The 16,166-nt window shown below is 59.6% G+C and carries 10 protein-coding genes and 1 tRNA gene; 5 read left to right on the top strand and 6 right to left on the bottom strand.

The genetic code is table 11. The features are described from left to right. Window positions 1–113 precede the first annotated feature (113 nt). Window positions 114–190: transfer RNA gene (locus C7451_RS12255), tRNA-Arg, on the top strand. A 439-nt stretch (window positions 191–629) separates the two neighbouring features. On the opposite strand, the gene C7451_RS19795 is transcribed toward C7451_RS12255, so the two are convergent. The 3 genes from C7451_RS19795 to C7451_RS12240 form a co-directional block, all read right to left on the bottom strand. Then, a complete protein-coding gene (locus tag C7451_RS19795) occupies window positions 630–1,661 on the bottom strand; it encodes a hypothetical protein (RefSeq protein WP_146215363.1) in 1,032 nt (343 codons plus the stop codon). A gap of 90 nt (window positions 1,662–1,751) precedes the next feature. After that, the gene (locus C7451_RS12245) at window positions 1,752–2,021 is read right to left on the bottom strand and encodes a helix-turn-helix transcriptional regulator (protein ID WP_110299267.1); all 270 of its coding nucleotides are present in this window, start codon (window positions 2,019–2,021) and stop codon (window positions 1,752–1,754) included. A gap of 42 nt (window positions 2,022–2,063) precedes the next feature. After that, entirely contained in the window at window positions 2,064–2,909 is an 846-nt protein-coding gene (locus C7451_RS12240) for a hypothetical protein (RefSeq protein WP_146215362.1), read from the bottom strand. 452 nt (window positions 2,910–3,361) lie between these two features. Between C7451_RS12240 and C7451_RS20390 the strand changes: the two genes are divergently transcribed. From C7451_RS20390 to C7451_RS12225, 4 genes are all read left to right on the top strand, one after another. Continuing rightward, window positions 3,362–3,493, top strand: a complete 132-nt coding sequence (locus tag C7451_RS20390) for a hypothetical protein (protein WP_279629494.1) — start codon at window positions 3,362–3,364, stop codon at window positions 3,491–3,493. Between the two features lie 56 nt (window positions 3,494–3,549). Further along, window positions 3,550–4,311, top strand: coding sequence for a PDDEXK-like family protein (locus C7451_RS12235; RefSeq protein WP_146215361.1), 762 nt, complete (start codon window positions 3,550–3,552; stop codon window positions 4,309–4,311). After that, window positions 4,308–4,892 (top strand): hypothetical protein, encoded by a 585-nt coding sequence (locus C7451_RS12230; RefSeq protein WP_110299264.1) that lies wholly within the window; start codon window positions 4,308–4,310, stop codon window positions 4,890–4,892. The genes C7451_RS12235 and C7451_RS12230 overlap by 4 nt, the downstream gene beginning before the upstream one ends. A 664-nt stretch (window positions 4,893–5,556) precedes the next feature. Then, window positions 5,557–5,853, top strand: coding sequence for a hypothetical protein (locus C7451_RS12225; RefSeq protein WP_146215360.1), 297 nt, complete (start codon window positions 5,557–5,559; stop codon window positions 5,851–5,853). A gap of 238 nt (window positions 5,854–6,091) precedes the next feature. On the opposite strand, the gene C7451_RS12220 is transcribed toward C7451_RS12225, so the two are convergent. The 3 genes from C7451_RS12220 to C7451_RS12210 all read right to left on the bottom strand — a co-directional run. Beyond that, complete coding sequence (locus C7451_RS12220) at window positions 6,092–12,325, bottom strand: YDG domain-containing protein (RefSeq protein WP_110299262.1); 6,234 nt, start codon at window positions 12,323–12,325, stop codon at window positions 6,092–6,094. Window positions 12,326–12,341: 16 nt separating this feature from the next. Continuing rightward, complete coding sequence (locus C7451_RS12215; protein ID WP_167398530.1) at window positions 12,342–13,955, bottom strand: ShlB/FhaC/HecB family hemolysin secretion/activation protein; 1,614 nt, start codon at window positions 13,953–13,955, stop codon at window positions 12,342–12,344. A 582-nt stretch (window positions 13,956–14,537) separates the two neighbouring features. Continuing rightward, on the bottom strand, window positions 14,538–16,166 hold a 1,629-nt coding region (locus tag C7451_RS12210), incomplete at its 5' end, for an AAA family ATPase (RefSeq protein ID WP_110299260.1).

The following is a 16,166-nucleotide window of genomic DNA, read 5'->3' as shown; positions in this document are numbered from 1 at the left end:
GCCAGCGTGCGGGCCCCAGCTATAGCGCCCCATCGCCCATGGGGTCAATGATCGCTGCACAAAGGGACTGGCGGCGCGGCAATCGGCTTGCTAAGGGCATGCCCCTTGGCGATGCACCCGTAGCTCAGCTGGATAGAGCGCTGCCCTCCGAAGGCAGAGGTCACAGGTTCGAATCCTGTCGGGTGCGCCAGTTTTTCAATGACTTAGCACAGCTTCACGCACTGCGTATGTAACGAGTATGCAAAACGTGGGTGACGATTCCGTTGAGGCTGCGCACAGCGCCGACCAGAGCGCCCATCGCCCACGGCGATCCCTTTGTGGCTTGGGATAGGAAGCAGCAGCATATTGCGTGGCTGCCATTGGCACGTTTGAACGGACATCGTGCCCTATAGCCCGCCTGAGGGCATGTTGAAGTGGCCGAGGCGCCAACCGGTGGCGCTCCGACACGATCCACTGATGTTTTCAGGTTGAAGCCGATTGGCAGGAACGTGAGACGCTTCCAGTCCAGATGGCTTTGTTGTCATCGGGTGCTGAGGCTGGGTTGGTTCAGGCTGCAATGTCATTGGTTGCCATGACAAGTGGGCCGCGACGTGATCGCCACGGCCCATGGGAAACGTGCCTGAGCACCTTCAGGGTACCGCAGAAGCACCATTGGTGGCCTTTGCCATCCGCTTCATGGCATGACGCCAACGCATGATCTCGGACTGTCGAAGGCTGATCCGCTTCCGAGTTGCCTTGCGCGCTGCGACGATCCTTCCGTATTCTGAGCCAGGAGGCACCCGGCGAGCATTGCGAGGAACTTTCCTGGTTCCATCCAGCCCGCTGATGGCCAGCCAGAATTCACGAGTACCAGCGATGAGCGGCTGAGAAGCAGCCAACCGATACCCCCCCATCCGGTCGTCCTTGCGGGAAAAGTATTTGAAGATATAGTTCCCGTAAGCCCTGCCAGCCTTCCAATATGCTTTTGCATGGACTGCTCGGTCGTTGATCCGCCTTCTTTCCCATTGCCCGACGGTTTTCGCTACAGCCTCCTTTATCATGTCTCTATTGTCGTCTGGGATTGGGGTAAGCCGATCAGAAGCGGCCACACCATGGATATGAAGATACGTCTCCTTACCGTCGTCCTTTGAATGCCCTTCCAGCATGAACAGGAATTCCAGCTTCTCGACACCTGTTACCGCTCGCAGGTTCCTGCGAAGCCTGTTGCGAAGCTCTTCCACGATACCTTTCTCTCCTCTTGCAACAAGCTTTGCTTCCAAGGCTGGGCTGAGGTTTCCCGTGAAGGTAATGCATCCAAGCTCTGCCAGAGGAATGAGTGCCAGTTGCACCTTGCACCACTGGGATAGATTCTCCCAGTTCGGTGGTCTCTTGCCGTTGAACCATGTGATAGGAAGAGATGACCACAAGGGGTGATGACGGTTTATAGTGAAGGGTCGATCCTGTGAGCGGGAGAGGATCGTTCTTTCTCTCGACCTCGGACTGTGGCTTGTCGCTGTCCCCTTTCGTTTATTCCTACTCGTCTGAGTGCTGCGTCCAATGTTCCAATCGTGGAGCATTTTGCGCTGCTGTATATAAAAATGAGCCTTTTCAATGATATGACTGTCGCGCTTACGCCATGATCGCTGCAATTTGCGCCAATGCCTGCCGTACTTTTTTGCCACTTTTTGGTCCTTACCTTCCTTTCCGCGCTAAATCCGATTGCGATTGGAGCCATGCGGCCGACCATGGCCGGCCTTGGAATGCCAGTGCTGTCAGCATTCAGGGTGAGCGGCCTGGGGGCGGCTCGACGAGCGTTGGTGAATCCATTGGTTCACTTCCTCCTCCAACCACCGGGATGCCCTGCCGAGGTGCATCGGTGCCGGGAACTCGTTGCGGGCGACAAGCGCGTAGATGGTAGACTTGCCCATCGCGACACGGTCCATCACGTCGGCCAGCCGTAGCAGGCGCAGCGGCTGCTGAGGCTGACCGCCCAGCTGGGCAGAGGCTCCAAATCCAGGGGTGGCATGCGCATTATCGTTCATACTCAATTCTCCTTCATGATGATGATCTGGCCCAATTGAGGTTCATTGCCGGGCCAGGAAGGCAATGTGATCGTCGAGGCGCTTGATGGTTGCATCCGAAGCCTTCCCGTCGCCGGCGGCTCTCAGATCCTTTTCTGACAGGCTCTCGTTGGCGGAGACGTATCGAAGCTCCCCATGGGCGACCAGGAGGGCGACAAGTGCTGCTCGCGCGCGTTTGCGCGGGTCCTCGATCCCGCTGACGTGCTCCACAACGAATGCGGGCTTGAGCGGCTCGATCGCGAAGCCCTTGCGCGACCCCAGCCAGTCAAGCGCGTCGATCAGGTCGACCGCCACAAAGGCTCTCGACTGGACGGACGACTTGCCCTTGCGGGACGCAGCTTTCTTGTCGGCCTGCAGGGTGCGTATGCGGTTTTTCGGACCCACAAGGTTTCGCAGCGAGCGCTCGTTCATGCTGCCCAGCAATGCGAGATCTGCAGGCCGCAAATTCATCAAGCCAGCGTGTCCGCTCAGGGCATCGCTGATGTCCTCGGCAAGGCGATGCCATGCGGATGCCAGCTCGAACAGGCGCCGGAGGCAACCTGACCTGACGCTGGTGCCATCGTAAGCACCCAGCGCGATATGGGGAATGGTCGCCAGGAACATCTCCAGATGGACGAGCATTTCCAACCCGATATCATCGGTGTTGATCGTGCCGGGCGAGGAGGACATCCGCCGCTCGTCCAGCATGCGGTGCAGGCCTGCGATCCGGTGCCAGACATGATGACGATCGAGATCGATCGCCTGAAGGGTGCTGGTGCCGAGATATTCGTCGCTCGGCAGGCAGTCGACCGTGCGGCCCAGATACAGCGTAGCCAGCTCGGCTCCGAGGCCATTCTCGCCGTGCAGCACGAAGAGCGTCTCGGCATTGACGACGAGGGCATTCCGAAAGGCGGTTTTCAGGTCGAACAGGGAAGGTATGTCCATTGCGATTCTCCGTGATATGTAAGTCTACATATCACGGAGAGCATTAAATGCAAGAGAAATATGATATGTGATCATACATCTTTTTGATGTGCATCAGGTGGCAGTCATTCGTTGCCACCCAATTTTGGATCTGACCTGAAACAGATCGCGCACCGGCAACACCGACCCGATGGGTATGCGATCACCCCCAGCCCCTGTCCCACCGTTATGCGGGCGCGGCGTTCAAGCGCGCCCGATCACGCGTCGCGGTACGTCCTGATGCCAGCTAGGACAGCTTGATTGTGGACGGGCCCATTTTGGATGTGAATGGCGCTGACAAAGCGCTGGGCTTCATGCATTGATGGATGCTGGCTTTTCCGTTGAGTGTGCGAGTTGTCATGAACGTTTTCGAACTCGATGCTGATCTGATCGCCAGCTATGGTGAATACTGCTCCCGCCGCCCTCTCCTCGCCGCCTATGACGAACTGACGATCCAAGGCCTGCGCCCCCGGACCGAGGGCTATCGGTGATCATCGCCGAGCGGCAGAGCCTGCGCGGCCCCGCGCTGCGCCCTAGGGGGCCGAGAGTGGCCGCAGGCGATATCGCGCGGCTCGCGGGGCATGCTTCCCCGGCTTATGACGGCGCGGCGCTGGCCCGCGCGGTGCGATTGTTCGGCGGCAACGAGCGGATGCTCTCTACCCCGCTCAACGCCCTGCCGCCGCCCTCGCCCACGCAGGGGCGCGCCGCGCTGTCGCGGCTGTTCGGGCTCGACCGCCCCGGCCATTGTTTCACCATGGAGCCGCACCGCTGGAGCGTGTTCCACGAACCGCAGATTACCGGCGGGCTGGTGCATTTCCTCTCCGACGGCCCCGCCGCGCGCTGCCAGGCGCGGACGCTCGCCCTGCTCCGCGCCGCCTTTCGCTGTGCCGGGCGCTCGTGCGAACGGCTGGAGCGCCAGGACATCGCCCATGCGCTCGCCGAGGCAGAACTGCGGCTCGATAACGGCGCGCGGATCGACATTCTGGTCGAGCTGGGCTTTGACGACGGCAGCTGCGCGGGCGCGGTGATCGAGGCGAAATTCGGCGCGGATCTGAGCGCCAACCAATTGCAGTGCTATCAACATCATTCTGAGGAGCGCGCGGGCTGGTGCCCGGAAGATACCGTGCTGCTGGTCATCGCCCCGCATCCGCGCGATCTCTGCGCGAAGGTGCTGGCGGACAATTCGGAATGGACGGTGCAGAGCTGGTGGACGCTGCTCGACGCATTCGAGCGCGAATTGTCGCCTGCCGACGATTGCGAGGACTTCGCCCGGTTCCGCCGGACGATCTGGGAAAGGGCCTATCGATGACCGACACTGCCGATCGTTTCGTGTTCCGCGAAAGTGTGCTCAGCTATCTGGAAAAGCCCGAGATACGCCACGCGGTCAACCTGCTGCTCGACCGCAAGATCGGCTATCTGCCGCAGGTGTTCGACCACGGCCAGATCACCGATTTCTACACCGCCTGCCTCGCTGCGCGGCAGACGCAGATCGAGTTCGTGATGGACATGGCGGACCTCTGGCACCGCATCTGGCGCGCCCCGAAGGGCTGGACCCCGGTCCCGCTCGACCCGGCGGATGAAGATCTCAACCTCGATCCCGTGGTTCGCTGGGATGAGCAGTATTTTCAGTGCGATTTCGAGCTTAAGTCCAAGGGAATGCGCGCCAGCTTGTGGTTATGGCTCACCGACCTTTCAGAGGTTGAGCTTGGTGTCGACGTGATGGAGGGTGACATCACGGTGCTCAGAAAAGGCGGACTACCGTCACCCTGGAAATGGGAAGATGAGCAGTTCTCTTGGGAGGACAAGACCATCCGCTACGCCAACGGTCTCGACCTCGCCCCCTTCCGCGCCGCAGCCGAGGCAGCACTGGAGCGCATCGAGCGGCTGTGAGGATGCAGGGACCAGTTGCTCTCCAAGGTGCGCCTGACTGTCGAGAGCTTGAGGACTTTGACTCATATTGTTGTGGCCAGCCGAGTGAGACTGTTATTGATTTGTTGGGATATCCCGCTTATCTGAAACGCAATCGCACCCGCCCGGCCTCTGTCCGCAAGGATATGCACACTGGGCGGGTCTTTTGTTTTCAGCTGCCCCGACCTGCAAGAGCGGCAGAGGAACCCATAGCTTCACCATATTGGACGCACACCGGTTCAGCACGGATTGTGAGATGCCGCGCGAGCATTGTTGGGTCCTGACCACATGAGGCAAGTGCGGCTGAATCTGGCGCACCATCGCAAACTCGCATGAGATAGACCCTTTTCGGCTTCAACCGGACAGCGGGCGACTGATCTCAGACATCAAAGGGGATATGCGGGTTAGGAGCAGTACGGCTGATTGGCTGCATCAGGATGGAACCTGCTGCGCGGTTCTAGGACTTCTCGCTAGACGCGCTAGCCTAACTACAGGGCAGCCGACAAGTTCCACTGGAAGTTCACAAATTGACTTTTGAATAGTCTCATCTTAGAAAATATTTCCTACGTATAAACTGCAGATCCCACCCGCAATCGATTTATTAATCGTCTATACACACCTCACCAACAACAATCGTGAGGTATAAATGAAAACCAAGCTTTTTCGCGTCCATCATATCATGGGTAATCTGTGCATCTTCGCTATCTCTAATCATAAAGCCGCTGAACTTTTTGTATCGGAGTGGCAATATCGATTCGGAGATGCTCCCGGTTCATTTTCGATAGAGGATCTCGTCAGGTTCAAGATTGAAGGCGACTTCTCTCGGCACACGCGCAACGTCATGAGGAGCGGAGCTGAAGGGATTGGCTTCTATTCCGAAGGCGCTGGCTGGACCGTCTACCACATAGGCGAGAAGAGAGACGATTCACCTATAAGGATCTGATGAGAATGTAGCGGATGCTCACCGATCAAGGCATTGGTCGGTGAGCATTTTGCCCTAACACTGTTAGGTCAGGGTGTTTCGGAGCAATTACTAAGTACCCAGAAACATTGAAGAAAATCACTCGAAATCCCGTGCGTTGCCCAAAAACACCATTCTGGTGGTCGGATTCGTATAGGATACGTAAGGTTTGATTTCGTTTGTAAATTCAGACCCAAGCCATTTTCGCTCCGCAACACGCTCATTCATCTAAAGCTGGACGATAGTTGACAACGAGGCAGGAACCATCCGGTTCGGAGCATTCTTCGACTGCGGCTACACCGGCAATCGCCTCCTTGAGAATCTGCGACTGCTCGATTTGCGTCGCCTGATCTGGAGATGCTTCCACGAGTGCCCTGGGCGCAGGCTCGATAGTCAAAGTACCGTTCCGGAAAGTGATGACGTAATTGTCTGAAACGCCCAGTGAACCGCTGCCAATGGCATATTGCCCCGGCGCTTCACCTGGGCTGCGCTGAGCCGAGCCCGTTACAGCATCCCCTGCAGCAAGTGAGCCTTCTACTGTGAACCCGAAAACCGGATCGGAATCGCCCTCCCGCTTGCGCGCATCGCCGATTGCAATGGTTATGGCACGGCGAAGAATATCGGCCAAGACACTGCCCGGCACCGTCAGGCTGTAATTGGCTGCATCCAGTCCGGTCAGCACCGTGCCGGATATGTTGACGCGCTTGCCGGCACCGGCATTCGGATCGACAAAAGCAAAGCTGGTTCCGGTGGTTGCGACCTGATCTCCAGCCAGGACACCCGACAAGGTCACACTGCCCGTTGTCGCCGTGGTCCCATCATAGGTCTTGCTGGCAGCGGTCACGGTAGCCGTGATCGCGCGACGCAGGATCGATGCCATGGCTGTTGCCGGCAATGAAAGCATATAGTTTCCGGCATCGGCCCCTGACAGCGTGACGCCCGAGATCGAGACCGATTTGCCTATGCCTGCGTTCTTGTCGGCAAAGGCGAAAGTCCCGCCTGCTGCATTGACCTGATCACCCGCCAGTACCCCGGACAAGGCAATTGTCCCATTGGCTCCGGTGGTGCCGTCATATGTCTTGTCGGCAATGACGACGCTGCCCGTTAGCGCACGCGGCGTGATGGATGCGAACGCGCTGGCTGGAAAACTGATCGTGTAGTTGGCCGCATCCGACCCGGAGAGCGTGAACCCGGCCACCGACACCGACTTGTTCGCACCCGCGTTCTTGGTGTCGAACGTGAACTGCCCGCCTGTTGCTGCCACATTGTCGCCTGCAACAACGCCGTTGAGCGTCGCCCTGCCGGTTGCTGCTGTCGTCGCATCATAGACCTTGTCGTCGACCCGCACGGTCGCTGTCAGCTGCCTTCTGGCGATATCGGCTAGCACGAAGGCCGGGACGGTGACGTCGTAGTTCCCGGCATCGGCACCGCGCAAAACGACATCGGCGATGGTCACCCTCTTGCCGCTGCCGGCATTCTTGTCCGCAAAGGCAAAACTGGCAGAGGCCGACACCTCATCGCCTGCAACGATGTCAGCCAGACCGATCGAGCCTGTTGCGCTGGTCGTGCCATCATAGGTCTTGCCATTGATGGTAACGGTCCCGGCGATCGCACGCCGCAGGATATCGCCGAACACCGATGCAGGGATGGAAAGACTGTAGTTGCCAGCGTCGCTGCCAGTCAGGGTCACGCCGGACACGGTCACGACTTTGCGCGACCCGGCATTCTTGTCAGCAAAGACAAAGCGCTCGCCTGTCACGCCGACCTGGTCACCAGCGATGAGACCTGCCAGCGTTATCCTGCCTGTCGCGCTGGTGGTACCATCGTAGGTGCGCGGATTGATCGCCACCTCGGCCTGCAACAGCCGCTGCAGAATGGTCGCTGTTACCGTTTCCGGCAGAACCAGCGTGTAGTTGGAGGCATCGGCACCGCTGAGCGACACACCGGACACTGATACGCGCTTTCCAGTCCCGGCTGCCTTGTCCGCAAACTGGAAGCTGCCGCCACTGGCCTGGACGGCATCGCCAGCCACCACACCGTTCAGGCTGATGCTTCCCGTTGCCTGGGTGGTGCCATCGTAGGTCTTGTTGTTCACCGAAACATTGGCGACCAGGGCCTTTTGCAGAATGCTGGCGACAGCGGAGCTCGGCAGGCTGAGCGTGTAGTTTCCGGCGTCGCCGCCGGTCAGCGTGGCTCCCGAGACGCTGACAGTCCTGTTTCTGCCCGCGTTCTTGTCCGCAAACGCGAAGGCCGCCGCTGCACTGACGCTGTCTCCGGCGAGGACGCCCGAAAGCGCGATCCGGCCGGTTGCCGCCGTCGTGCCGTCATATGTCTTGTCATCTACCGACACCGTTCCGGTTATCGCCCGTCGAAGAATGTCGGCGAAGGCTGTTGCCGTCAAAGTGAAGGTATAATTGCCCGCATCGCTGCCGGAGATCTCGAAGCCCGAGCCCGTGACCTGCTTGCCCGTGCCAGCATTCTTGTCCGCAAAGGCATAGCTGCCGCCAGATGCCCGGACATCGTCACCAGCGATGACATTGCTGAGTCCGGTGACCCTGCCCGTAGCGGCTGCGACGCCATCATAGGTCTTGCCATCGGCAGCGATCAGGATCGCCGCAGCACGACGCAGAATGGTGGCCGTTACCGACTCCGGCAGAACGAGCGTGTAGTTGCCAGCATCGTCGCCGACCAGCCTGAGGCCCGTGACCGATACCGGCTTTCCGGTGCCTGCATCCTTCGAGGCGAATGCGAAGCTGCCTTCGGTAGCCGCAACACTATCTCCCGCAACGATGCCGCCCAGGCTTACCGTGCCACGCGCGGCGGTGGTGCCGTCATAGGTCTTGTCATCGACCCGCACGGTTGCCGAGAGCGATTTGGGGGTCACGTTGGCAAGCAGCCCCGTGGGGATCGTGAGGACATAATTGCCGGCATCGGTACCGCTGAGGACAATGCCGCTGACCGAAACCGGCTTGGCACTGCCGACGTTCTTGTTGGCAAAACTGAAAGTGCCACCCGAGGCAGCCACCTGGTCGCCCGCAATCACGCCCTGCAAGCCCGTCACGGCGCCGGTTGCACTGACCGTCCCGTCATAGACCTTGCTGTTGACCTGGACGAGCGCAGTGATCGACCGTGCGAGGATATCGGCCACCGCCGTGACCGGGCCTGACAACACATAGCTGCCTGCGTCTGCACCTTGCAGCTGAACGCCATTGGCCGTTACCATGACGCCGGATCCGGCATTGCGCGAGGCGAACTGGAAGCCCTGTACCGAGGCCGTCACCGCATCGCCAGCGACCAGATTGGTGATCCCTGTGATGCGGCCCGTCGCAGTCGTTGTGCCATCATAGGTCTTGCTGTCTGCGGCAACCGTCACGCCCGCCGCGCGGCGCAATATCGTTCCGGTCGCGTCAGCCACCGCGCCTAATGTGTAATTGCCGGCGTCCGTGCCTGCCAACTGCGCTCCCGATACGGCAACGACCTTGGCTTCGCCGGCATTCCGATCGAGGAATCTGAATACAGCCCCGTTGACGGTCACATTGTCGCCCGCCACCACGCCGGCAAGGTTGACCCGGCCCGTGGCGTTGGTCGTGCCGTCATAGGTCTTGGTATCGACCAGCGCCGCAGCTGTGAGCGCCTTGCGCAGAATGGATGCCGTGCCGCTGGTGATCGTGCCGATCGCATAGTTCTGGGCCGCAGCGCCCGAAAGCGTGACGCCGCTGGCCGTCACCGCCTTTGTGCCTGCATTGCGGTCGGCAAAGCTCAGCGTTCCGCTCGCCGATACGGCATCGTCGAAGAGTATGCCCGTCAGGCCAAAGCTGCCGCTGGCCGCCGTGGTTCCGTCATAGGTCTTGTCCCTTGCGAGGACGACAAGGTCGAGAGGCTTTGGCGTCACCTGCAAAAGGCCGACGCGAAGTTCGAGCGAATAGCCGTTCAAGGCAATGATGCTCTGAGGATCAACCGTAATCGAATAGAATGGTGCCGGGGCCGGGATCACCTGAGCGCGTTCGCCGAACCCTACGGATTGCAGCATGGGGATGCCTCGATATGCGGTCGCTGCCGTATCTCCCAGAAAAGCACCGGGCACACCTGGCTGAATACCGGTGATGGTCACCGGCACTGCTCCAGGATTGACGGTCTGGCCATAGACCTTCGTCACATTTCCTGGGGTGACTGTCAGCACTGGACGCATGGCGAAAACATAGCGGTTGGTGATCAGGTTGGCGGCGGGAAGCGTGACCCGCGTCGCGCCCCATACAGCCGTCTGCCCGCTGTCGAGCCCGTTGAAATTGTTGCCCGTCGGTGCGTTCAGATAGATCGCCCACTTGCCGCCGGTGCCGGTGACCAGCGCATTGGGGCCGAACCGGTTGTCCAGCGTCGCGGCCTGCAGCTCGATATTGCTGGCACGCAGCTGGCTCGCCAGAGTCAGCGTCCCCCCTGAGACGATCGTTGCACCGCCAAGATACTGCCCCGTGCTCTGCACATCCAGGCCGCCAGCCGTTCGGATGTCGAGAAGACCGTTGGTGAGCAGCGGATTGGCCCCGACATTGCCGATAAAGGCAAAGCGATTGTTCGCAACCTGGTTGAAGCGCAGCTGCGACGCGCTGTTGGCATTGGTCAACCTCAGTTCTGCATCTGCCCCGGTCAGAAGATTGGCACCCAGCAGATCGTAAACTGCAAGGCCACCATTGCTTCGCAGATCGATCTTGTTGGCGGTGAGCGACCCACCCTGCTGATCGATGCGATTGGTGGTGATACCGAAAGCGTTGATGGTGTTGGCACCACGAAGCGTCAGGCTGCCGACCGCCGATTCTGTCGAGCGAATCGTCTGAATCGAGCTATTCTCGATCGTGCCACTGGATGCATTGAGGATCAGGGTGCCGTTTAGGCTGATATCCCGAATGATCGCTTCGCCACCCGTGCGGACGTTGAAAATGCTGCCTGCTGCGCGGAATGTCGGGGAAAGGGCACTTCCAGCAAAACTTGCAGCAGAAACGATATATCGGCCACCCGTAATGATCGGACGAAGGTTGGACGTAAAGCTACCAGCCGCCTCTACCGAGGCCTCAGACCCTTCCAGCCCACCGATAGCGATACTTCCGCGGCTCGATATGAGAGTAATCGGGAATGAGCTTGATCCAGTCGCTGTGGAACGGTTAATCAAGGTGCCGTTGACAGAAATATTGCCGTTTTGGCTTAACAGGAATATCAATCCGCCCTCGCCCAAGGTGGTGATGTTTCGGGTCGATATTCCGTTTCCACCCGAGATGACCGGGCCAAAGGTTACCGTTAGATTATCCGTCAATTGAATGGATGCATTCGGGGCACTAATGCTAAACGTGCCAAATGTTCCAGGTGTTGGCCCAACGACCAGAGCGCCGGTGCCGACTGAAGTAAAGCCGAATGATTCCACGTCGAGTTGCGTGATGGAACTGACAGTGCTGGCACCCCCTCCAAAAAAGGAAGCAATTGAGCCGCTGACCGCAAGTGAATTCGACTGGCTGACGCCTTGGACAATCGGGCTGTCACCACCACCGGTATAACCGCGAATCTGGCTTCGAAACCATCCCGCTCCCAGCGTGCCAGGCGCAGTGACCCCGCCGCCGCTGTTCGAGAGCAGAATGCCGCCCTGCCCATCGCTCGCCGCGCCATTAGCGATCAGGTTGCCGTCGAACTTGATCAGGCCGACGACATTCACGCGGTCCATCGCCACGGCATAGATCTGCTTGGCGGTGACGTTGCCGCTGATCGTGATCGGATCGCCGAGCGCGGTTGACGAAATCTCGCTCTGGCCATTGGCGACGAACCGGAACAAATCGAGATCGTCGGTCCGCGCAGGCATGAACTGCAGGGTCACGTCGCGCCCAGAACCCAGGATGGCCTGGCCGCCTGCGGTAACGGTCGACCCCCTGGCAATGTCGATCTGCCGCGTGACCAGCGCGATCGAGCCAGTGCTGGCCAGCTGCGCGCCGCTCAGCGTCCTGATCTTGCTGGTATGGCCGATCGGTGCCGACAGGGTGAAGCGATTGTCGCCGTCGAGGAAATCGGCATCTGTGACATCGAGCGTGGACGCGACGAGTCCTCCGACGTTCACCCGCGCATTGCTTCCGAAGGTTATGCCCTGCGCATTGACGATCCAGACGCGCCCATTGGCCGTAATCGATCCGTCGATGACCGATTCCCGGCCGGAAATGTCGCGGTTGAGCAGCATCGCGCTGGCCGAAGGCTGCGTGATGCTGAGCTGCTCGCCATTGTTCAGATTAAAACCCGACCAGTTAATGATCGCCTTGTCGCTGGCCTGGCTGACGGTTGTCCGGCTGCCCGATTGCGTGATCGTGACGTTCCCGGACGCGACCGAACCACTGCCGGGCGCGGCAAAGGCAGGGGAAGTCGCGACGGATGCGCAGATCAGTGCGGAACAGACAAGAAGGCGGCGACGGATAGTGCGAGCAGTCATCGAACAGCTCCTTGAATCAGAGGAAAGTTGCAGACAGCGTCACCAGGACGCGATCATCGGCGCGAGGGCCACCGGGGAAGGCCGGATCCAGGGGGTGGGCATAGGTCAGCCCGAAATCGAGGTGATTCATGATATTGCCGCGAAGCCCGCCACCGACCGAGCGGAGTGTGTCGGAATAGCCGCGAGGACCGAGGTTGGTGACCCGAGCTGCATCGAAGAACACGAACGGAGCAACTATGCCTTGGGTGCGAACAATGGGCCCGAATTCAACCTCAAGCGCCAGCGCCGCGCCCCGATCTCCAGGCGCTGCATTCGGATCGTATCCACGTCCGATCGACAGGTTGCCGATGCCCATCTGTTCATAGGTGACGAGGGCACTGCTCGTATACTGGGCGAACCCGTTGGCGATAAAGCTGACGTTCCGTGCGGGGCTGTACCTGCCCCCCAGATTGGCGCGCACCACCATGGCCTGCGGATCGGCGAATGGCCGGGTCAGGTCAAATGACCCCTGCTCGGTCGCGCCGAGAACATCCAGACCCTGCCGCAGTTCGATAGAAGCCGACAGCGAGGCCGGATCGTCTCCATAGCGCGAGGATACATTGCCCGATGCGCGCACATAGGCAATGCGAGCCTGCTCGCGGCTGAGCGGCAGTGTCTGGAAGACGCGCGTGCGCTGATCGACCAGGTCAAGCCCGCCGACAAGACTGAGATTGCGCCTGCGATGCCTGACCAGGGGATAGGCAAGCTCGATATTGCCGACCAGCGACCGGCTGCGCAGATCAAGCGGCGCAAGCACATCGCCTGGTCGCCCGATGGCATAAGTGAAAGAGCCTCTCGCAGTTAGCCCTTCGGCTCCGATTCGATACTCCTGACCGATCTGGTAGACCTGCAGCTCGCGGAAGTCCGCGCTGGTCGAAGCAAGCAGGGTCGTTCGGTCGCCATGGCCAGTGAGGCCGTCGATGGAAAGCCGGGCTATACCGGAAATGCGCCCCTGCGTGCGGCTGTTGAAATTCTGGCCACCCAGCGAGAGGGTCACTGGCTTGCGATCCACGGCAACTTCCAGAACGAGGCCGCCCCGTGTCGAACCCGCCCGAATGGTCGGCACAAGCACCACACCGGGGATGTCGGCCGCGAGCAGCAGGTACCGCTGGATGACATTCAGATCGATGCGTTCGGCTTCGGTGACCGGCTCCAGCGTCTTTCGCACCAGCGCGGTGGCGGGCGCCGATCCCGTCACCCTTACCTCCTCGAAGCGACCAGGCACAACTTCGAGCCGAACCGTGCCGTCGACAATCTTCTGCTCGGGAATTTCGACGCGGGCCAGAAGGTTGCGCGCCAGCAGCAGCCGCGCCACGTCATCGCGGATCGTGCAGAGTTCGGCTACCGAGATCGACTGGCCAATACGGGCAGCCCATGCCTCACTTGCAATTCCCTCCCATTCGGGCGGCAAACCCGAGAGGTCGACTGTCCGTAGCGTGAAGCTGAGATCGGAACCGAGGAACGGGCAAGGGCCACCGGGCAATTGCTCGAACAATCCGGAGGGATCGCGCGGTGCGAGAGCTGGCGCCAGCGTCTGTCCCGGCTGCAACTCCTGACGACTTGGAAGTGCAGGCGCGACTTGGGCGGCCACAGGATGGGCTGCCAGCAAACATACAATCAATCCGAAGGAAATATTGCGCAAAATCAAACCCCCTGCCCACCTGTATCACCCAAGCGCATGGCCTAAGCCTCTGATCATCGACGGAGCAAGAGGAATTTTACTTATTCAACAGATAGTTACAGCCATATTGAATGTATTTACGCGAAGCGCTCGGGAGGACCTGGATTTTTGCTGCCCGCTCGCGATCTGGTTTGCCTACAGCGTTAGCGAGCGACGACATCGCGAGATACAACAGTTTCACATGTCGTGCCGCGACCTGTCACACGAGCAGGTGGCCGGTAGCGCACGACGATGCTCCAGACATTAGAACCACCAGATAGGGTGACTCATGCCCCAGTGCAGTCGTTATCAACGAGGCTGCGACCGTCTGCTGCCGACCCAGGTATCGCCGTTCTTTTGGTGATGCAGATGTCCGGATCTGACAGCAGCTACTGACCGGGCATCATGAAGCCGCCGGTCGGCGGCCGATCCACAGTCGGATTATGTCTCCGGGTGCCACGGGTTGTCATTTTAGACTTTAGTTCACCCCAACGTGGACAGTTCCAAGTTGTCTTAAGCAAACACGGCTGCAACATCGGGGTCGGCGAGCGCCCCGCTGAGCCGCACAATGTCGCCGCCGTTGAAGCCATCGGCCTGTAGTCGCTTCTTAATACGCTTCAGCAGAAGCTTGCCAACCGCCTTCTCTACCGGAATCTGGTGCCCATTTATCAGTTCGTCAATGTCCGGGCAGGCCTCGGGATCCTTTTTGTATAGAGTCCGCTTTATTTCCCCACGTTTGTTGATGAACGCGGTAACGAACTCGATCATATTTTCATGTAGGACATTTTCCACGAGCGCTTGCGCTTCGACTGGATCACTGGCCATCACCTCTGCAACGTGGTTGGGACGTGTAAAGTAGGATTCAATATCAGAACCCTGCGTGATCAGGAGCCGCATGTTGGGTGCTTTGTCGAGTTCGAACTGAGCTCGAAGGCGCTCAACCTCGTCATCGCTCATGAAGTCCCGGTCGCGATGGACGACCGTGATTACGCCTGGCCTAACCCGTTCAGCAAAGGCCGCCATCAGTTTGGCCGCGTCCACCTTGCTGCTAGCTTGGTAGCTAAACACGAGCGTTTCTTCGCGAGGTATGCCGTTCGCCTCTAGGACTATCGATAGCGGATTGGTGTCTCTGTCCTCCGACCACACGAGGTACTTGTAATTGCCGGCGAGGAATCGCTCTCCCTTGTCGAGCGCGCCAAGGTCCATCAAGACGGCGATATCAGACCAACCCTGCTGCGGTGTTGCCGCACCGTTCTTTACCCAGAAAAGCTTGGCGTCTTCGATTTCGCTGAGTGCGTCGAGAAGGTGTCGAGAATGAGTGGCGAGGATGATCTTGGTGTCGGTTGTGCCGGCGATCATCGCCAAGGTATCAGCCAAGAGTCGCTGGTTGCTGGGGTGTAAGTGGGCGTCTGGCTCGTCCAAGAGTAGCACCTTGGGTTCGTAGTTGGCCACGTACGCGATGAGCTGGATCGCCTGCAGGAGGCCAGTTCCGACGAGGTCAAGTGCTCGGGTGCCGGCGTTTTCACGAGTGACCGTCGATCTGATCCAGAGGTCGGCGGTTTCATGAAACTGCGTGTCGACGCGAACGCCTGGAAACACACGGTCTATGTATCCGTCAAAGCGGTCCTTCCGGACCTGGCTGCGCTCGATCCTCAGCAAGACATTACGAAGGTAAAGGTTGGCGTCGCCACGGGCGATGCCGTTGCTTACTACCGCGTCGGATCGATACTCCTCGCGTATCGTGATCCCGGCCAACCCGGGGACGTAAATCGAGAAAAATCCGCTCGGATCGCTAATGGATTGGAGCAGCGGCCCTCCGTTGCTTACCGCAGAGACTACACCGTTTCGTCCGCGCTGAAGCGCAACGGCGGCGTAGTCTTCACCTCCATCGCCTTCACCGAACCTCTGATAGCGAAAGTCGATGCTGGTGCCCTCGGTCAGCCGACGGCCGTGGTGCAGGTCAAGAAAATCGTCCGTGGGGCAGTAGCGCAGGCGTTCAGGCGGAAACTGCTGAACACCGGCCTCACGCCGGGCTTGCGCCAGCGCAATGAACCGCCCCGGGATTGTCGGAGGCTCCAACTCCTGAGAAGGTGGAGCCCTTATGAGCAAGACAACGAACAAGTTTTCACCCGAGGTTCGTGC

The organism is Blastomonas natatoria (genome assembly GCF_003201955.1).
In the GTDB taxonomy this organism is placed as follows: domain Bacteria; phylum Pseudomonadota; class Alphaproteobacteria; order Sphingomonadales; family Sphingomonadaceae; genus Blastomonas; species Blastomonas natatoria.
The sequence above is the reverse complement of the archived record's forward strand: the minus strand, read 5'-3'. Positions and strand labels throughout refer to the sequence as shown.